Annotated in this window: 13 protein-coding genes; 7 read left to right on the top strand and 6 right to left on the bottom strand. The window is 66.8% G+C overall.

The features are described from left to right. The first annotated feature begins 99 nt into the window (after positions 1-99). The 3 genes from ACMGFH_RS06060 (at position 100) to ACMGFH_RS06050 (ending at position 3,396) form a co-directional block, all read left to right on the top strand. Positions 100-1,065 carry a sugar phosphate isomerase/epimerase family protein gene (locus ACMGFH_RS06060; protein WP_415381941.1) on the top strand — a complete coding sequence of 322 codons (966 nt, stop codon included), beginning with the start codon at positions 100-102 and terminating at the stop codon, positions 1,063-1,065. A gap of 3 nt (positions 1,066-1,068) precedes the next feature. Then, on the top strand, positions 1,069-2,223 hold the full coding sequence (locus ACMGFH_RS06055) for a Gfo/Idh/MocA family protein (protein ID WP_415381940.1): 1,155 nt from the start codon (positions 1,069-1,071) through the stop codon (positions 2,221-2,223). Positions 2,224-2,319: 96 nt separating this feature from the next. Beyond that, on the top strand, positions 2,320-3,396 hold the full coding sequence (locus ACMGFH_RS06050) for a Gfo/Idh/MocA family protein (RefSeq protein WP_415381938.1): 1,077 nt from the start codon (positions 2,320-2,322) through the stop codon (positions 3,394-3,396). A 609-nt stretch (positions 3,397-4,005) separates the two neighbouring features. Here ACMGFH_RS06050 and ACMGFH_RS06045 read toward each other — a convergent pair. Next, positions 4,006-5,715 (bottom strand): glycoside hydrolase family 2 protein, encoded by a 1,710-nt coding sequence (locus ACMGFH_RS06045; protein ID WP_415381937.1) that lies wholly within the window; start codon positions 5,713-5,715, stop codon positions 4,006-4,008. Positions 5,716-5,821: 106 nt separating this feature from the next. Here ACMGFH_RS06045 and ACMGFH_RS06040 point away from each other — a divergent pair, with 106 nt between their 5' ends. Continuing rightward, positions 5,822-6,067, top strand: a complete 246-nt coding sequence (locus tag ACMGFH_RS06040; RefSeq protein WP_415381936.1) for a hypothetical protein — start codon at positions 5,822-5,824, stop codon at positions 6,065-6,067. Positions 6,068-6,122: 55 nt separating this feature from the next. Here the strand turns inward: ACMGFH_RS06040 and ACMGFH_RS06035 are convergent, their stop codons facing one another. Further along, complete coding sequence (locus ACMGFH_RS06035) at positions 6,123-6,872, bottom strand: ThuA domain-containing protein (protein ID WP_415381934.1); 750 nt, start codon at positions 6,870-6,872, stop codon at positions 6,123-6,125. 163 nt (positions 6,873-7,035) lie between these two features. Continuing rightward, positions 7,036-9,177, bottom strand: coding sequence for a sugar-binding protein (locus tag ACMGFH_RS06030; protein ID WP_415381933.1), 2,142 nt, complete (start codon positions 9,175-9,177; stop codon positions 7,036-7,038). Positions 9,178-9,521: 344 nt separating this feature from the next. Here ACMGFH_RS06030 and ACMGFH_RS06025 point away from each other — a divergent pair, with 344 nt between their 5' ends. Further along, positions 9,522-11,606, top strand: a complete 2,085-nt coding sequence (locus tag ACMGFH_RS06025; RefSeq protein ID WP_415381931.1) for an ABC transporter substrate-binding protein — start codon at positions 9,522-9,524, stop codon at positions 11,604-11,606. A gap of 31 nt (positions 11,607-11,637) precedes the next feature. Here ACMGFH_RS06025 and ACMGFH_RS06020 read toward each other — a convergent pair whose 3' ends face one another. Then, positions 11,638-14,112 carry a TIM-barrel domain-containing protein gene (locus ACMGFH_RS06020; protein ID WP_415381929.1) on the bottom strand — a complete coding sequence of 825 codons (2,475 nt, stop codon included), beginning with the start codon at positions 14,110-14,112 and terminating at the stop codon, positions 11,638-11,640. 94 nt (positions 14,113-14,206) lie between these two features. On the opposite strand from ACMGFH_RS06020, the gene ACMGFH_RS06015 reads away from it, so the two are divergent. Then, entirely contained in the window at positions 14,207-15,184 is a 978-nt protein-coding gene (locus ACMGFH_RS06015; RefSeq protein ID WP_415381927.1) for an endo-1,4-beta-xylanase, read from the top strand. Between the two features lie 43 nt (positions 15,185-15,227). Here ACMGFH_RS06015 and gfo6 read toward each other — a convergent pair whose 3' ends face one another. Together gfo6 and uxaC are read right to left on the bottom strand one after the other, a co-directional pair. Beyond that, complete coding sequence (gfo6, locus tag ACMGFH_RS06010; protein WP_415381925.1) at positions 15,228-16,295, bottom strand: D-xylose 1-dehydrogenase Gfo6; 1,068 nt, start codon at positions 16,293-16,295, stop codon at positions 15,228-15,230. A 78-nt stretch (positions 16,296-16,373) separates the two neighbouring features. Continuing rightward, entirely contained in the window at positions 16,374-17,738 is a 1,365-nt protein-coding gene (gene uxaC / locus ACMGFH_RS06005) for a glucuronate isomerase (protein WP_415381924.1), read from the bottom strand. A 530-nt stretch (positions 17,739-18,268) separates the two neighbouring features. Between uxaC and ACMGFH_RS06000 the strand changes: the two genes are divergently transcribed. Beyond that, entirely contained in the window at positions 18,269-19,351 is a 1,083-nt protein-coding gene (locus tag ACMGFH_RS06000) for an LLM class flavin-dependent oxidoreductase (RefSeq protein ID WP_415381923.1), read from the top strand. Positions 19,352-19,382 lie beyond the last annotated feature (31 nt).

The following is a 19,382-nucleotide window of genomic DNA, read 5'->3' as shown; positions in this document are numbered from 1 at the left end:
GTTCGGGCGAGTGGTCGCGGTCGCCCCCTCTCGCGGTGCCAGCGGCGAGGGGTACCGGCACCGCAAGAGTTTTTGAGCGTTCGAGAGAGGTGAACAAACATGGACGTAGGTGTGCTGACCGTGGCACTCGGCGGCGAATCGCTCGAAGACGCGTTCGCGTACCTCTCGGAGCAGGGGGTCGACGCGGTCGAACTGGGCTGTGGCGGGTTCGTCGGCGACGACCACCTCCCCCGCGAGGAGTACCTCGACGACGACGAGGCACAGGCCGAACTGCGGGACCTGCTCGACGAGTACGACCTCTACGCGTCCGCGCTCGCGACGCACAACAACCCGCTCCACCCCGACGACGAGCGGGCCGAGCGCGCCGACACCGAACTCCGGGAGGCCATCACGCTGGCCGACCAGCTCGGCGTCGACGCCGTGACCTGCTTCTCCGGCCTGCCAGCCGGCGGACCGAACGACGAGACGCCCAACTGGATCACGGCGCCCTGGCCCAACGAGCACCACGAGGCCCACGAGTACCAGTGGGAAGTCGCCGAAGAGTACTGGTCCGACCTCGCCGAACACGCGGCCGACCACGACGTGAAGGTCGGCATCGAGATGCACCCGAACATGCTCGTCTACGAGCCGACCGGGATGCTCGAACTCCGCGAGCGCACGAACGAGTACATCGGCGCGAACTTCGACCCCTCGCACCTGTTCTGGCAGGGTATCGACATCACCGAGGCCATCCGCTTCCTCGGCGAGGAGGACGCGATCCACCACTTCCACGCCAAGGACACGAAGGTCTACGAGGCCAACAGCCGCGTGAAGGGCGTCCTCGACACCGAACCGTACACCGAAGAACCCGATCGCTCGTGGCTGTTCCGCTCCATCGGCTACGGTCACGGGGAGGAGTTCTGGAAGGACGTCGTCTCGACGCTGCGGATGATCGACTACGACGGCGCCCTCTCTATCGAGCACGAGGACTCGCTCACCTCCCCGAACGAGGGCCTGGAGAAGGCCATCGACGTGCTCCAGCGCTCCGTCTTCGAGACCACCCCCGGCGACGCCTACTGGGCCTAAACGATGAGCGAGGAACCACTCTCCGTCGGCGTGCTCGGGTACCGCTTCATGGGCAAGGCCCACGCCAACGCGCTGGCTCGCCTCCCGATGTTCTTCCCGGAGGCGCCGGAGGTCGAGCGCGAGGTCATCGTCGGGCGCGACGAGGAAGCCCTCGCCGAGGCGGCAGACCGGCTCGGCTTCGAACGTTACGCCACCGACTGGGAGGACGTCGTCGACGAGGTCGACGTGTTCTACAACCTCGGGCCGAACAACATCCACGCGGACCCGTCGATCGCCGCGCTGGAAGCCGACACGCACGTCTTCTGCGAGAAGCCGCTCGCGCACACGCTCGAAGACGCCGAGCGGATGCGCGACGCCGCGCGCGACTCGGCGGCGACCGCCGGTATCGCCTTCAACTACCGGTTCATCCCAGCGATCCAGTACGCCAAGAACCTGATCGACGCGGGCGAGCTCGGCGAGATCCACCACGTCCGTGGGAAGTACCTCCAGGACTGGTTGGTCGACCCCGAGGCGCCCTGGAGCTGGCGTAACTCGAAGGAACTGGCGGGATCGGGCGCGCTCGGCGACCTGGGTGCCCACACCATCGACCTGACCCGCTTCCTCGTCGGTGACCGAGCCGGCGATATCACCCGCTTGTCCGGGCAGCTGCAGACCTTCGTCGACGAGCGGCCCGTCCCCGGCGGCGACGACGGCTCGCTCCAGGGCGAGGGCGGCGACTCGACCGAGACCCGCGAGGTGACGGTCGACGACGCCTACACCGCCCAGGCCGAGTTCGAGAACGGCGCCGTCGCCACCTACGAGGCCTCGCGGTTCGCGACGGGCTGCAAGAACGACCACAGCGTCGAGATCAACGGCTCGAAGGGGAGCCTGAAGTTCTCGCTCGAACGGCTGAACGAACTCGAACTCCTCCTCGAAGGCGACCGAGGGTTCCAGACGATCAACGTGACGGAGGCCGACGACCCGTACATGGAGCACTGGTGGCCCGTCGGTCACGTCATCGGCTGGGAGCACACGTTCGTCCACGAGAACTACGAGTTCCTCTCGGCTGCGGTCGCCGGCGAGGACCACTCGCCGTCGTTCGAGGACGGCTACCGCGTCCAGGAACTGCTCAGCGCCATCGAGGAGTCCGACGCCGCCGGCGAGTGGATCGAGGTCTGAGACCACCCGAGACCGGTCGACACCGGCTTCGAAGACGAATCCGGCAGGATTCGCTCGCGACGGCACCTTTTTCGCGGTCCTGTGACTCCGTAGCCCATGACGCTGACAGCTGCAGTCGTCGGTGCCGGACCGGACCCTGACAACCCCAGCGGCGACGGCTACGCGATGGGGTATCGCCACGCCGACGCCTACGAGGCCGTCGACGACGTCGACCTGGTCGCGGTCGCGGACATCGTCCCGGAGAACGCCCGGGCGTTCGCCGACGAGTACGGGATCGGCGACGAGGCCGTCTTCGAGGACTACGAGGCGATGCTCGACGCGGTGGAACCCGACGTCGTCAGCGTGACCGTCCCGCCGGCCATCCACGCGGACATCTCGATCGGGTGTATCCGGAGCGGCGTCGTCGAGGCGGTCCACTGCGAGAAGCCGATGGCGCACACGTGGGGCGAGGCACGCGCGATGGCAGATGAAGCGGACGAGCACGGCGTCCAGCTCACCTTTAACCACCAGCGCCGCTTCGGCGAGCCGTTCCGCCGGGCGAAGGAACTCCTCGACGACGGGGAGATCGGCGACCTCGAACGCGTCGAGTTCTCCGCCCCCAACGTCTACGACTACGGCAGCCACTCGTTCGACCTCTGTTCGTACTACAACGACGAGGTCGACGCGGAGTGGGTGCTCGCGAACGTCGACTACCGCGAGGAAGACGTCCTCTTCGGCGCGCACAACGAGAACCACGCCGTCGTCCAGTGGCGCTACGAGAACGGCGTCACCGGCCTCGCGACCACAGGAGTCGGCGCCGAGACCGTCTCCTGTCACAACCGACTGATCGGGAGCGACGGCGTCATCGAAGTCGGCCCCGGGGGCGTCGCCGCCTCTGAGCCGCTGCGAATCCGTCGCGACGGCGAGGGCTGGGAGTCCGTCGCCTGTGACGAGGGCGTCCACGGCAGCGACTGCATCCGACGCGCGATCGTCGACGTCGTCGAGGGCGTCGAGACGGGCGATCCCTCGGAGCTGTGCGCCCGAAACGCCCTCGTCGGCACGGCGCTGATCTTCGGCGCCTGGGAGTCGAGCCGGCGCCGCGGCCGAGTCGACTTCCCACTGGAGATCGACGACAATCCGCTGGAGTCGATGGTCGAATCCGGCGCGCTGACGCCCGAGGCCGACGCGTCCTGACCACACGTTCGGGGAGTGGGGAGAGTGCCGATCGAACTTCCCGAACGGAGTGGCACACTGTCCGACCGGCAGTTCCGTCCACCCGCGGGGACGTCCCGCTCAGGCGAACTACCTGGACCTCATACTCACCCCCGTTCTTACGCAATCATTACCGTTTTCTATAGATGGCATACTTCCCAAAATGACAGAACGGCACGAACTCTAGAGCCAGTACCGGCTGCCAGGGATCCGTCTTCCGACGGTCTCGGTAATCCGTCCGTACGGAGTCGCGACCGGACGCAGGGGAGTTCCGCGTTGCCGGCTGAACGTCGAATATTTCGCTACATTCGGGCATCGAATTCGATAGTCATTCACGGGCATGAAGAGATCCAGCGTCGGTGTGATTACAAGATTACGGATGTAATACCGACGATGCCGTTGCGTTCGGCCCTACGTAATACAGATCGGCGTTCTCTATCTCTCACAATGGATCGGGCTCGGAATCGCGGAGCTGTTCGTCCGACTGGGAACGAACAGGCGTCAGGAACGTACTCGACGGGGGAAACAACGAGAGGGCGATGGACCTCACGAACGGGCAGAACGGGAGAGACAAACGGGGTGCCAGTCGCGCTATCGTCCGCCGTCGAGCAGGTCGACGAGGGTCCAGTAGGCGTCTTTCGGTCGGCGGTACTCGGTGACGATCCCCTTGTTGTTCCGCGACCGGGGCCGGGTCATCGCGTGGTCGGGGTTCCCGAGCGTGTCGCAGAACTGCCAGACGGTGAACCCGGCGACGCTCTCGCGCTCCCGGAACAGTTCGACGCACTCGGCGATCAGGTCGGCCTGGTACGTCTCGGACCACTTCCGGGCCGCGTGAGTCCGATCGCCTGGGACGGCACCGGCGCCGAACTCGGAGACGACGATCGGCTTCTCGCCGTACGACTCCTCGATCCGGTCGAGATGGGCCGCCCAGTCGCCGTCGTCGCGGTACCAGCCCCAGTACGCGTTCACGCAGAGGAAATCGCAGTACTGGAAGACGCGGTCGGTCCCGCCCTCCCAGTCGGTGTTGGACGCGACGGTGACCAGCCGGGAGTCGTCGAGCCCGTCGGCGGTTTCAGCGAGCTGGCGCGTCGCATCGGCGACGGTCCGCTGCTCGTTGGAACACTCGTTCGAGAGGCTCCAGGCGACGATCGACGGGTGGTGGCGGTCCCGCTCGACCATCTCGACGAGGGTGCGCTGTCCCTGCTCCTCACAGCCGGTCATCGCGGACTCGTCGACCTGCCAGAGCGGAATCTCCTCGATGACGAGGACGCCTTCCTCGTCGCACAGATCGAGGAATCGCGGGTGGTTCGGGTAGTGTGAGCAGCGGACCGCGTTACAGCCGGCCCGCTGGATGATGTCCAGGTCCTGTCGCTGGATCCGCAACGGCTGGGCAGCGCCCCAGTCGGGGTGGTCCTCGTGGCGGTTGACACCCGCGATCGACACCGGTTCGCCGTTGAGCAGAATGTCCCGACCGTCGACGTCGACCTCGCGGAACCCGATGCGGTCGCGGAGGTCGTCGGCGAACGGTTCGCCCTCGCTGTCGTCGCCGTGGGCTCCTCGAATCCTGGCTTCAACGTCGTACAGCGTCGGGTCGTCGAGGGTCCAGCGGTCCACGTCGTCGAGTTCGAGCGTCAGCGTCGCCGTTTGAGCGTCCATTCCCTCGACGGTGACGGGCTCGGCGACGGTCTCCTCGCCGACGGAGACGGCGAGTTCGGGTTCCGCGGGTCGCGGACCGAGGTTGTTGAGCGTGACTTCCGCCTCGACCGTCACCGCGTCGCCCGCCAGTTCGTACTCCAGCGCGAGGTCGCGGACGAAGACGTCCGGCACGGTCTCGACGACGACCTCGCGGTAGATCCCGCCGTGGGGGAACCAGTCCACGTCGTCGTGCGGGACGGTCGTCTCGGTGTGGGTGTTGTCCGCGCGGACGACCAGTTCGTGCTCGCCGGCGTCGAGGTCTCGCGCCAGCGCGGTGAACGGCGTGAATCCGCCCACGTGGCTCGTCAGCTCCTCGCCGTCGAGGTAGACGGTCGCCTCGCGGGCGACGGCGTGGAAGGTGAGCTGAACCGATCCCGGGTCGACGAGGTCGAACCTCCGGCGGTACCACGCCGGCCCGACGTAGTCGGCGTACTCCGTCCGCGCTTCCCAGGAACTCGGGACCGCGACCCGGTCGGCGTCCTCGCTCGGGAACTCCTCGTGGTAGCCGGCTTCGCGTCCCTCGTCGTCGGGGTCCGTGACGAACTCCCACGGCCCGTCCAGCGTCCGCCGCCGTCGTTCCGTCGTCGTCTCGGAAGTCCTGTGCATACGTGCACAAGGCACTCTGCCGGGAGTTAAACGTTACCACACCACGGCCGGGTGCGGCGCCGACAACGAGCGCCAGTTCTATGGCCCCGCGGGCGAAGTGGGGGACATGGAACTCACGTCTCAGGACGGTGCGGTGCTCGTCTACACCTTCGGGGTGATGGTCAGCGCGCTCTGGCTCTCGACGCCAGGGAATCCGGAAATCACGCCCTTCGTCGTGGCCGTCTTCGGCGCCACGTCGATCGGCTGGACCGCCTACTTCAAGTGGCGGATCGCGCCGCAGTACGAGGATGACGACGAGGAAGAAGACGAGGACGACGAGGAGGACCTGACGCCGCCGACGGTCGAGAACTGAGACGTCGGCCGGACGTCGGTTCTCGACCGCGTTCGAGACGATCCGCTCAGTCCGGTCAGTGGACGGTTCGGTCGTCGCTCGTGTCGATGTCCTCGCGGGGCTCGGCGTTGCCCTGGCTGTAGGTCGCGCGCTCGTCGCTCGGCGCGGCCCACTCGACGGCGTTGGCGAGGACCCGCTGGATCTCCTCGTCGTGATACACCGGGTACGTCTCGTGGCCAGGTCGGAAGTAGAAGACGCGGCCGTCGCCGCGGCGGTAGGTACAGCCCGAACGGAACACCTCGCCGCCCTCGAACCAGGAGTTGAACACCAGCGTCTCCGGCTGGGGCACGTCGAAGCGTTCGCCGTACATCTCGGCCTCCTCCAGTTCGATGCAGTCGTCGATCCCCTCGGCGATGGGGTGGCTCGGCTCGATGACCCACAGTCGCTCGCGCTCGGCGGCCTCGCGCCACTTGAGCGCGCAGGTCGTCCCCATCAGCTCCCGGAAGATCTTCGAGAAGTGCGCCGAGTGGAGGACGATCAGGCCCATCCCGTCGAGGACGTGTTCCTTGACGCGCTCGACGATCTCGTCGTCGACCTCGTCGTGGGCGGCGTGGCCCCACCACGTCAGGACGTCCGTCTCGTCGAGGACGTCCTCGGTGAGCCCGTGTTCGGGTTCCTGCAGGGTCGCCGTCTCGGTGTCGAACCCGCGCTCGGCGAGCGCGTCGGCGATCGTCCCGTGGATGCCGTCGGGGTAGATCTCCGAGACGGTGTCGTTCTCCTGCTCGTGGACGAACTCGTTCCAGACCGTGACGCGCGTGTCTGTCATGTTCACACCCTCGCCTCCCGAAGCCTTTCTGGTTCGGCAAGCGGCAAAACTGGACGGAGCCGTTCGGCTCGATCGAACGACCGCGCGATCCCCTTGGTCAACCGGACGGCGACCGCGCACCGAACGGCGAGCGATCGGGCCGGGCCGAACCGCGTGGCCTCGGTTACTCGACGAGTTCGACGGCGGCGAATGCCGAGGGGTTCTCCCAGGAGTCGTCCTGCTCGTTGAACCAGGTCAGCTTCTTGTCCCTGTCGCCGCCGGTGTCGTCGTCGTTGACGTGGACGTCGAACCCGAGGACGTGGCCGGCCTCGACCGTCTGGTCGGGGGCGAGGTTCGACCACGCGAAGGCGAGTTCCAGTTCGTAGCCGTCGTCGGTTTCGTTCCACGCCATCTCGGGGTCGAGTTCGGTCGGCAGGACGCCCGCCGAGACGCCGTCCGCGCCGCGCGCGGCGACGATCTGGAAGTCGTTCTCGCTGTCGTAGCTCGGCAGGTGCGAGTAGTCGGCGTCGACGTACACCTCGATCGAGTCGTCGTTGTACAGCTCCGAGGAGTCGACGGACTTCCGGTCGTCGACCACGTCGACGTGGAGGTACAGCGCGTCGTCGTCCCAGCGGGCGCGCCAGCCGCCGCTGAGGTCGGACTCCTCCGGGTCGCCCATGACTGCGTGCTGGAAGTCGTTGCGCTCGCTCTCCCACGAGTCGTCGAGTTCACCGTCGACGCTCGGTTCGGACTCGGCGCGCGGGATCTCCGCGGCGATCTCGACCTCACCGGAGACGCTGTGGGTCTTGATCCGACTGATGACCGACTCGTTGCTGAGGCTGTCGACGGCGCTCATGTGGATCTTGTACGTCTCGCCGGGCGTGAACCCTTCGAGCGTCGTCTCGAAGCGCAGGTCCTCGGCGTCGAAGGCGTTCTCGGCGTCTGCATCGTTCAGCAGGCCGATCGTGTCGATCTGCTGGCGCAGTTCGCCGTTGACGAAGACGTTGTAGTGCATGACCTGGGTCTCCTCGTCGACGACCTGGTCCCACGCGAGGGTCACCGTGCCGTCGGCGTTCTCGGTGAGTTCGAGGTTCTCCGGGGTCGGTGGCGCGTCGGTGTCGCTCGGTCCCTCGTACTCGGCGCCGTCGCGGGCGACGGCGTCAGGGACGTTCTCATCGCGGGTCTCGGCCAGCCACTGCTTGACGAAGTGGCCGTGATACAGCTCGCCGCCGGTGACGTTGTGGTCGAAGTCGAGCATCGTCGGGTGCCAGTGCGAGTCGAGACACCAGGCGGTCCAGCCGACGTTCTCGCGACCGTTCAGCCACTCCTTGAACGGTTCGCCGAAGTTCGAGCGCGTCCCCGGCTGGACGTCGTCGATGGCGTCGAAGCCCCACTCGGTTATCATCACCGGCACCTCGTCGGCGGGCGCGCCGTAGTCTTCCTCGAAGACCTCGGCGCTCGTCCCGTCGCCGGGGTAGATGTGCCCGGCGTAGATCAGGTTCTCGCCCTCGAAGGGGCTCTCGGCCGCGTACTTCGTGAGCGAGGTCCAGTTGGGCGAGCCGACGATGATCGGCGTGTCGGGCGCGTCCTCCCGGATGCGGTCGACCAGCGGCTGCGCGACCTCCTTCCAGGCGTTCCAGTTCTCCAGCGTGTCCGCGGCCGGCTCCTGTGGTTCGTTCCAGAACTCGTAGAGGACGTGGGGCTCGTCGGCGTACCGCGAGGCGAAGAAGTCCCAGAACTCCCGGACGTCCTCGTGAACGGACTCGTCGTCCCAGTTCTGGATGATGTGGTAGTCGACGATCAGGTAGACGCCCTGTTCCTTGCAGTGCTCGACCGTCGGGTCGACGTACTGGGTCGCGTACTCCTCGTAGCCGAGCTGGTCGATCGCGTAGTTCGAGAGCGGGAGTCGAAGAATGTTGTTGTACCACGCGTCGGCCGTGTCGGTCGCCAGTTCGAGCGTGTCCATGTAGGTCCCACCCCGGTTTCGCTCGTTCTGGTCGCCGAACAGCGGCTCGATCAGGTTCGCGCCCCGCGGCGTGAACCGCTCGCCGTCCTCGGTGACGACCCAGTTTCCGTCCGTTCGGAGCCGCGGGAGTTCCGCCGGGGCCGAGTCCGTCTCGGTCCCCGCGTCTGTCTCCGACTCCGTGCCCTCCGCGGGCGTGTCGGTCGGCTCCGCAGCCGGCGTTTCCGTCGGTGTGTCTGTCGGCGAATCCGTCTCGCCGCCGCCGTCGTTCGTAGTCGATTCACCCTCTCCACCCGGACACCCTGCGAGGCCGGCCGCGACCGTCGCGGCGAGGCCGGAACGCAGGAACCTTCGTCGTTCCATGTCCGGGCACATGTCTGCATGTCTGCAAGTTACTCATTTTTATTCATCAAGCAGATACCGCCGCAGACGGCGTCAGATCCATATATATGAACGATACGTGCCGATTCAGACACGATCCGCCACTCGAATCTGCGAGGGGTATCCATCGGTGTCATTGCCGGGCGAGTCACACTGCTGCGTCCGTCTCCCGGCAGTCATCGCCCACCCGCGGAATGCAGATCATATATCACATTTATTCAGAAAAGTTGAAATTAGTCCAATGGGATTTCCGATCCATGCGGAGAGATGACAATAGCCACGCAGAGAGCCTATCACGACGCCGGTGCGCGCAGATACTGGCCGGAATGGGATCGGTCGCTCTGGCGGGATGTCCGAGCGGCAGCGGAGACACCGCGACGGACCCCGGCGACGCAGACGACGGCGACGCGACGGAGAGCGACGTGTCAGGCGCCGACAGCCGGGACGGCGGGGACGGCGGGACGCCGACCGAGGAGTCCGACGCCGGGACGGCGACCGACCGCCAGGCGGTTCGGGACACGATCCGGGTCGCAGTCGGCAACTCGCCGGACGTGTTCAACTGGAACCCGTGGACGCCCCAGGACAACACCACCGGCGACAACTGGATGTCGGAACTGAACGGACTCACGAACGTCCACACGCCGGAGAACGCCTACAGCGGGACGACGGTTCCGACGCCGCACAAACCGGACCACGAGGAAGTCGAGTTGATGACGTGGATCGAGGACTGGACTGTCGAAGAGCCCTACGACTGGCGCCACCACCTCGACGACCGGGCGTCGTTCTGGAACGGCGACCCCTACGACGCGCCCACGCTGGTCACGCACAACCACGTCGCGTGGTTCTTCAACGGCAACAAGTTCACAGAGGGCGAGACGTTCAACGAGGAAGCCGAAGACCAGTGGACCCGCCACGGCTGGTTCGACAAGGGCGACGTGCCCGAACAGGACGAGAACCCGGTCGCGAAACCGGTCCTCGAAGCCCAGGCCAAGGGGCTGCTGTTCAACCCGCCGCTCCACCCCGACTACACGGAACCGTACCTCGAACGGTTCCGGGACGCCGGCTCCTCCGACGAGGTCGGGTCGATCAGTGACGACCTGACGAGCGACCGCGTCTCGCTCCAGCGCATCAGCGAGGAAGGGTGGGGGTCAGGGATGTACGTCCTCCAATCCGTGGACGACATCGGCTCGGAATCCGTCACGCTCCGCCTCGACGACGAACACCCCAACGCCGGCCACACGAACGTCGAGAACCTGGAGCTGCTCTGGGCGGAGTCCTCGCGCCGCCAGACGCTCGCGTCGAACGGCGACATCGACATCAACGGTGGCATCGTCGCGCCGACGGCGGACTACAACCGCGAGACCCTTCCCGACCACGCGCAGGAGCTGACCCGGTGGCTCAACGCCACGCTCGGGACCCAGTGGCTGATGAACTGGCACGACCCCCACCTCCAGCGGCTGTGGGTTCGCCGCGCGCTCGTCGAAGCGGTCGACTGGAACGCGGTCGTCGCCAACGGCTGGGGCAAGCAGACCGGCCGGACCACCACCTACGACACGTTCCTGATGGACGCCGAGTCCGAGAGCACGTTCTCCTCGGACTTTCTGGACAGCCTCCACACCTACTCGCGTGCTCAGAACCTCGAAACCGCGACCCAGTACATGCAGAACGCGGGCTACTCGCGCCAGGGCGGTCAGTGGGTCGACCCCAACGGCAACGCGGCGTCCATCGACCTCATCGCCCCGTCGAACGACACGAGCTACGTCCAGGCGGCCCAGTCGATCAAGGCGAACCTCTCGGGGTGGGGTTTCGGCGTCAACTTCTCCTCGCAGGGGTTCTCGACGTGGTCGAACAACCTCAACCCGGAGGGCGACGGCCTCAACTTCGACACGTCGATCTTCTGGTCGGACACGGCGACGGTGTTCGGCAAGTACAACGACCGCGGCGCGTGGTGGGGCGAGGCGCTGCTTGGCGGCAGCCCCTCCGCCGGCAGCGTGTTTCGCCTCACCGAGGACGACGAGCGGGACACGCAGAACAAGCCCGTCGTCGTCGAACTCCCCGAGGAAGTCGGGTCCATCGACGCGCCCGACGAGGCCGGCATCGACCCGGACCTGGAGAACGGCCGCGAGGTCGACATGCTCGACGTCGTCGACGCGATCCGCGAGCCCGGCAAGTCCGAAGAAGAAATCAACGAGCTCTATCGCACCTGCGCCCAGTACTACAACTTCTACCTCCCCGACTTCGTGTTCGCCCAGTCGATCTCGGGGGCGTGGGGCAACGTGCGGGACTTCGATTGGCCGGGACCGGACGAGCGCGCGCTCGATTACGCCCGCAACGTCAGCATCCCAGTCGGGACGGTGATGACCGGTCTGACCCAGGCCAGCTACGACACCGACTTCGAGTCGCCGGAGTGAGGCCCGGTGGCCGCCGACGCAGTCCCACCGGTCAGCGGTCGACGTCGACCGTCGTCTCCGTGCCGTCGTAGGTGACCGTCTCGTCCTCCGACGCGTCCGTCTCGACCCCCACGCCGCGATTCTCGCCGACGACCACGATTTCGAAGTCGCGCTCATCCACCAGGTCCGGGAACGACCCATCGCGGTCCTCGACCGTCAGCTCGCTCGCCGCGTCGTCCCAGCGGATCGGGGTGAACGCGAACTCGCCGTCCTCGTAGTCGTAGCCGTCGCCGGCGTCCTCGTAGACGTCGAACTCGCCGTCGCGGCCGGGATAGACGCGCAGTTCCCAGTCGGCGTCGGGCCGCTCGCCGGTGTGCTGGACGACCGGTCCCATCGGCACGACGCTGCCGGCTTTCACGAACAGCGGGACCTTCTCCAGGGGCGCGTCGGCGAGGATCGTCTGACCGCCCTCGTAGCGCTCGCCCGTCCAGAAGTCGTACCAGTCGACGCCCTCGGGGAGGTACACCTCGCGCGCCTCGGCCTTCTCGTCGAGCGGTTCCGAGTCGGGACCGTAGTACATCGGTTCGGTGACCGGACAGACCATGAGCGAGGGACCGAACATGAACTGATCGCCGACTTCGTGGGCGTCGGCGTCGTCCGGGAACTCGATGGCGAGGTGGCGGTACATCGTATAGTCGCGGTGGGTCTCCCAGCCGGCCAGCGAGTAGATGTACGGCATGAGGCGGTAGCGCAGGCGGTCGAACTTCACGAGCGTGTCGAAGGTGCGCTCGCCGGGTTCGCCGAAGCGCCACATCTCGCGGGCGGTGTGGGTCCCGTGCGAGCGGAACAGCGGCAAGAAGGCGCCGTACTGGAACCAGCGGACGTACAGCTCGCGGTAGCCCGCGTCCTCGTTGCCCTCGTCGAAGTCGCCGTCGATGATCCACGAGTAGTCGGCGTTACCGGCGAAGAACGCGCCGATGTCGAGCGTCCACTTGGGGTTGCCCGCGGCGGTGAACTGCAGGCCGTCGGCGATCTGCGTGCGGTAGCGCTCCCAGGTCGCCTCGATGTCGCCCGACCACGTGATCGCACCGTAGCGCTGCTGGCCCGGATAGCCCGAGCGGGTGAGGTTGATGACGCGCTTGTCCTCGGTCGTCGCGCGCTGGCCCTCGTACATCCCCTTCGCCTGGTGGAGCGAGTAGGTGTTGAGGTATCCGGGGTCGAGGACGTGCTTGAACGCGTCCGTCGTGTGCTGGGCGAGGCGGTGGGGCTCGGGCGCCGTCGGTAGCGTCCACGTCGGGTCGTACGGCTCGGTGGAGTCACACCACCACGCGTCGACGCCGTGGTCGAACAGGCCTTCCTTCGCCTGGTTCCAGTAGATGTCCCGCGCCTCCTCGGAGAAGGCGTCGTAGTATCGCTGCTCGTTGCCCGGCGCCGGCACGTCCTCGTCGTCGAGGATGTGGCCGGCCTCGCTCATCTCGTCGTAGTTCTCGCCGGCGAGCATGTTCGGCCAGATGGAGATCATCAGCCGGACGTTCCGCTCGTGGAGGTCGTCCATCATCGCCGAGGGGTCGGGGAACCGATCGGGGTGGAAGGACTTCTGGCCCCACTGTCCCCAGTCGCCTTCGGGGCCGTCCCACTCCTCGAAGTTCGGGTGGTGGTCCTCCGTGTCCGGCCAGTACTGCCAGTCCTGGACGATGCAATCGATGGGGATCTCCCGCTCGCGGTACTCGTCGACGACCTCGACCAGTTCGTCGGCCGTCTTGTACCGCTCTTTGGACTGGACGTACCCGTAGGACCACTTCGGGAGCATCGTCGACTCGCCGGTCAACTGGCGGAACCCCGAAATGACCTCGTCGGGTTCGCCGGCGACGAAGAACACGTCGAGGGCGTCGTCGCACTCCGTCCAGACGAACGAGCCGTGCTGGTCGTCGTGGAAGGACATCGTCGACCCCGTGTTCCAGAGCATGCCGTACCCGCGCGTCGAGAGGAACGCGGGCATCGCGACCTTCGTGTTCCCCTGGTAGAGGGTCTGTTCCTCGCCGCGGTAGTTCGCGACGCCGTCGTCGTGCTGGCCGAGACCGAGGATCGCCTCGTCGTCGGCGAACTCCAGATCCAGCCGCGTCGAGTACGCCTCGCGGTCGAGCGACTCGCGGGGCGTCGCCACGTCGCTGTCGCCGACGGTCAGTTCCTCGGGCGACACGCGGACGACGGACTTTCCCCCCTCCTCGGGCTCGCTCACGAGGCGCCGGCCGTCGGCCTCGCGCCAGGTGATCGCGCCGGTCTCGCGGTCGAGTTCGACGCGCAGTTCGTCGGTGCGGAGTTCGAACTCGCTTTCGCGCTCGAGGAGGTCCCACTCGCCGCTCGACTCCTGCTCGACGACCATCGGGCTCTCGGCGTCCGGTATCGTCTCACCGGCCGTGTACACCAGGCGGACGACGTTCTCGTCGAGGACCTGCAGTTTGATGCGATTCCCACCCGCCTCGAACAGCGGACCGTCCGTCTCCCTTCCCAGGGTGTCGACCTGCATGGATTTACTCATTTCCGGGTCCATCTTTAGGTTTCCTGTCGCGTCCGTGGATTCGCCCGGTATCTTTTTCCGGGACGGAATCACCTGTTGGGGTATGGCTGACGAGCCGAGACTCCGAGACGTAGCCGCGGAACGAGACTTCGAGATCGGCGCCGCCGTCGCGGCCGAGCCCCTCCGGACCGACGCCTCGTACAAGAAGATCCTCCGCAACGAGTTCAACTACGTCACTGCCGAGAACGCGCTGAAGATGGGGCCGCTCCGCCCCTCCCGGCACACCTACGACTTCCGCGACGCCGACGCGGTGGTCGACTTCGGCCGGGAACACGACCAGACCACCCGCGCGCACACGCTCGCGTGGCACAACCAGACGCCCGAGTGGTTCCAGGAGTGGGACTACACGGACGGCCAGCTCGAAGACTTCCTGCGCGACCACGTCCACACGACGGCCGGCCGCTACCGGAGCAAGGTCGACGCCTGGGACGTCGTGAACGAGGCCGTCGCGGACGACGGGACCATGCGGGACAACCTCTGGTACAACGCCATGGGCGAACAGTACCTCGACAAGGCCTTCGAGTGGGCCGACGAGGTGGCGCCCGACACCGATCTGTACTACAACGACTACGGCGCCGACGGCGTCAACGAGAAGTCCGACGCCATCTACGACCTGGTCTCCCGGATGCTCGACCGCGGCGTCCCCATCGACGGCGTCGGGCTCCAGTTGCACGCGCTGCACGACAAGCCCGCCCCCGAATCGGTCGCCGAGAACGTCCGCCGGTTCAGAGACCTCGGCCTCGACGTGCAGATCACGGAGATGGACGTGGCCTACACGCCCGCAGACGACCCCGGCGACAGGGACGCGCGCTGGGAGAAGCAGGCCGAGTACTACCGGGCGATCACGGAGGTCTGTCTCGACGAGGGCGTCGACACGCTCGTCGTCTGGGGCGTCCGCGACTCCGACTCGTGGGTCTCCAGCTGGTTCGAGTCGCTGACCGGCGACCCGCTGCTGTTCGACGCCGGCAACGACCCCAAGCCCGCCTACCACGCGATCAAGGAGACGCTCGAAACGTACTGACCGGCGGAGGATCGACGCGAAGCGAACCGCCCACGCGTCGCATCTACAGATCGATTCGTCGACCGCTCTCGGCCGACTCGTAGATTGCCTCCGACGTGCGCACGTCGAAGTGACCGTGTTCGCCGTCAGGACCGATATCCATGTCCATCAGGACCCCGGTCGCGAAGTAGTCGAACTCCTCGACCATCTCCGACGGTTCGTCGACCTCGACCGTCGTCTCCTCGCCCTCCCGTTCGACGGTGATCCGGCGGTCGCCGTCGACGTCGAACGGCCGGTCTATGCGGATCCGACCGTGCGTGCCGCCGACCTCGAAGTAGTTGGTACCCGCGACCTCGTAACCGGTGTCGCACTGGGCGACCGCCCCGTCCGGGAACTCCATCGTGAACGCGCAGTACTTCTCCAGGCCGTCGAACTCAGGCGGCCCCTCCACGGTCGAGGCGTAGACGGCGACCGGGTCGGCGTCGAGGACGAACCGCGCGGTGTTGAGCGGATATACCCCGAGGTCCATCAGCGGGCCGCCCCCCGCGAGATCGGGGTCGAGGCGCCACTGGTCCGTGTCTTCGCCGGCGACGATCAGGTTGTAGCCGAACGCGCCTCGCACCTGCACCGGGTCGCCGATTGCGCCGTCCTGCACGGCGTCGCGGACCCATCTGACAGAGCGGGTCGTCTGCATCCGGTAGGCCGTCATCAACTCGACGCTCGCCTCGTCGCAAGCCTCGACGCACTGTCGGGCGCGGTCGGCGGTCGCCTCTAGCGGTTTCTCGCAGAGGACGTGCTTCCCGAGTTCGGCCGCGGTCTCAACGTGCGGCAGGTGGAGCGCGTTGGGCGTGACGACGTAGACCGCGTCGTACGCGTCGGCAACCTCGCCGTCCGCGAAGTCGTCGTAGGTCAGTGCGTGCTCGACGCCCGTCTCATCGGCGACCCGCTCGGCCTTCTTGCGGTCGCCACTGACGACGGCCGTCGTCTCGCAGTAGTCCGACTCGGCGATGGCCGGGATCGCGACATCCGGACCGAACCACCCGAGGCCAACGACGGCGAACCGCAGGGGCCCGCCGTCGACCGGTCGCTCCCAGTCCCGTTCGTCGAACGTAGTCGGCACTTCCAGGTCCATACGATGACCAGTTCGGCCACGGGCAAAAATGGGGACGGTCGCGGAAGCGCGGAGAGCGGGGGCCGCAGCGCCGGCGGTTCAGAACCCGTACAGTTCCTTCGGGCGTTCGTAGGCGACGTGGTCGACGAGGTCCTCGGCCACGTCGAGGGGCATCTGGCCGCGCTCGACTTTCTTCCCGACGACGTTGGCGAGCGTCCGGCGGAACATCTCGAAGCGGGAGTCGAACGAGAGGAGCTTCCGCGAGTCGCTGACCATGCCGGCGTGGTTCGCGAGCAGGTCGACCGAACCGACGTAGTCGAGCTGGTGGTCCATCCCGAACGGGCTGTCGTTGTACCACCACGCGGGGCCCACGCTGACGTTCGGGAACGCCCGCGCGATGGTCGTGATCGAGGGGTAATGCGTCGGGTCGACGACGTAGAGGACAAGCTCCCCCTCGCCGTCGAAGCGGTTGACGAGGTGGCGCAGTCCGTCGGTGAGATCCAGCTCGCCCGTCGTCGCGGTGCCGCCCGCTGCCGGGCCGATCGCTTCGTAGAGCTCCTGTCGGTAGTGGCGGACAGGGCCCATGTGCAGCTGGGTCACCCAGCCTTTCTCGACGTTCAGTTCGGTCACGAACGCCAGCATGTACGCCTGGAAGTCCTCGATCTCCCGCTGACTCAGTTGGTCGCCAGCGCGGCGCTTGTCGAATATCTCCCGGGCGCGCTCGTCGCCGACCGGCCGCGAGACCGGTTCCTGGATGCCGATGTCGCAGGCGACACAGCCGCGCTCGGCGAAGTGGTCGTGGGTCGCTTCCAGCGCCGCGCGGAAGCCGTCGAAGTCGTCGGGGTTGCGGTCGGTCGCGTCGTCCAGGTCCGCGACGAACTCGTCGAAGTCGGCGTTCTGGACGTTGACGGCGCGGTCGCCCCGCCACGTCGGCCGGACGTCGACGCCCTCGACCTCCACCTCGGCGCGCTCGTGGTACGCGAGGTCGTCGGCCGGGTCGTCCGTCGTCGCCAGCACCTCGACGTTCATCTCCCGCAGGAGTTCCTGCGGACGCATGTCGTCCTCGGCGAGTTGGGACTTCGTCTCCTCCCAGATCTCGTCGGCCGTCTCGGCGGAGACGGGCTCGTCGATGCCGAACCGACGCTTCAGATCGAGGTGGAGCCACTCGTAGACGGGGTTACCGGCCATCTCGGGGACGACCGCCGCGAAGGCGTCCCACTTCTCGCGGTTGTTCGCGTCGCCGGTGATCAACTCTTCGTCGACACCGCGCTTTCGCATCATCGACCAGACGTAGTGGTCGGTCGCGCCCTGGACCTCCCAGATGTCCGCCCAGCCGTCGTTCTCGACGATCTCGACGATGTCGGCGTGATTGTGCGGGTCGAGGATCGGTCGGTCCGCGATGGCGTCGTACAACGTCTCCGCGGCGGCTGTTTCGAGCAGGTACGTCTCGTCGAGGAAGCTCATACCTGCTCGTACCGTCGATTCTGCAATAAAAGTAGGTGTCCTCCCGCAGTCGTGCGGTGTTCAGTTCGTCGTGCTTGTTGAGCGGGTGTTTCTGATGGATGAGTGATGAAGAGAAGTGAATCGGGAGCGACCACAGGTGACAGCAAGCGATGAAAGCCCTCTGCGCGCTCGCGGTCGCTGAGCGGGATATCCTCACTGCGTTCGGATAGTGCCCGCTCAGTCGACTCCACTTCGTCGCGAGCCCGCCTCGCCCTTTCAGTCCGCCAGGAAGACAGCACCACAACCGCACAGCACCGCGCCTCACGCCTCCCCAGCCGATTCACTCACTCCGTTCGCTCATCCCTCGCACGGCTTCGTCGCGGCATGAACGCCGCGACAGCGCGCGCCACCGCAGTTATTCACTCTGCGGGCTGTACTGAGCATCCGGCGCCGAAGGCGCCGGTCCACCGAGCGCGAGCGAATCTCCCGGTGAGCGAAGAGGGAGACAAGATGGCGGTACCTATTTACTGCGATCGGTCGATGCTGCGAGCATGAGCCAACGAGATCCGCAGGACCTGAACTTCGGCTGTCAGGTCGTGACGTACGGCGACGTGCAGGGAACAGTCGAGGACGCGGTCCGCGCCGAGGAGGCGGGCTTCGACATCATCACCGTGCCGGACCACCTGTTCCACCCGACGGGCTCGGAGGAGTTCCTCGTCGACCCGCCCTGGGAGGCGTTCACCGTCCTGGCCGCGATCGCCCAGCACACCGACGAGGCGATGCTGATGCCGGGGGTGACCGACTCCGTGCGCCGCCATCCGACGGAACTCGCGCACGCGGGCGCGACACTGGACCGGATGACCGACGGTCGGTTCGGCCTGGGTATCGGCGCCGGCGAGGCGTTCAACTTCACGCCGATCGAGGACATCGACTGGTCGGACCCGTTCGGCCGGTTCAGCGAGGCGTTCAAAGTGATCGACGAGCTCTGGGAGTCGACGGCCGACGACCCGGTCGTCTTCGACGGCGAGTTCTACCAGCTCGACGACGCCCACATGGGGCTCAAACCGGTGCAAGAGCCCAGGCCACCGATGTGGGTCGGGGGCTACGGCCCGAGCATGCGGGGGTTCACCGGCGCGCTCGCGGACGGGTGGTTCCCGTGGATCCACGCGCCGGATCAGTACGAACGGGACCTCCAGCGCGTCCTCGACGTGGCCGAAGACCGCGGGCGCAGCCCGGACGACATCGACCGTGCGGTGATGATCCCGACGACTGTCTCCGAGGACGGCGACGAGGCCCGCGAGGCGGCCATCGAACGGAACCGGACGAGTCTCGCGCTCCGTCCGCCGCTGCTGGAGAAGATGGGCTACGAGGACATCGCCGACGAGACGCCGATAATGTTCGAGATGTCCTTCGACGAGGAACAGGAGGAACGACTCCTCGCCGCCGCCGAGCGGATCCCCGACGAGGCGGTCGACGAGGTGACGATATCCGGGACGCCCGAGGAAGCCATCGACGACCTCGAACGCTGGGTGGAAGCGGGGCTGGATAACGCCGTCCTCATCCCCGTCGGCGACTTCGAGGAGACGATGCGACACTACGAGGAGACGATCATCCCGCGCTTCCGCGGGGAGTAAGGGAGACAGTCCGGCCGGCAGAGCGACCGGT

Origin of the sequence: Halosimplex rarum (assembly GCF_047715405.1) — an archaeon.
Taxonomy (GTDB): Archaea; Halobacteriota; Halobacteria; order Halobacteriales; family Haloarculaceae; genus Halosimplex; species Halosimplex rarum.
Note: the sequence above shows the minus strand (reverse complement) of the source record. Positions and strands in the feature narration are given on the sequence as shown.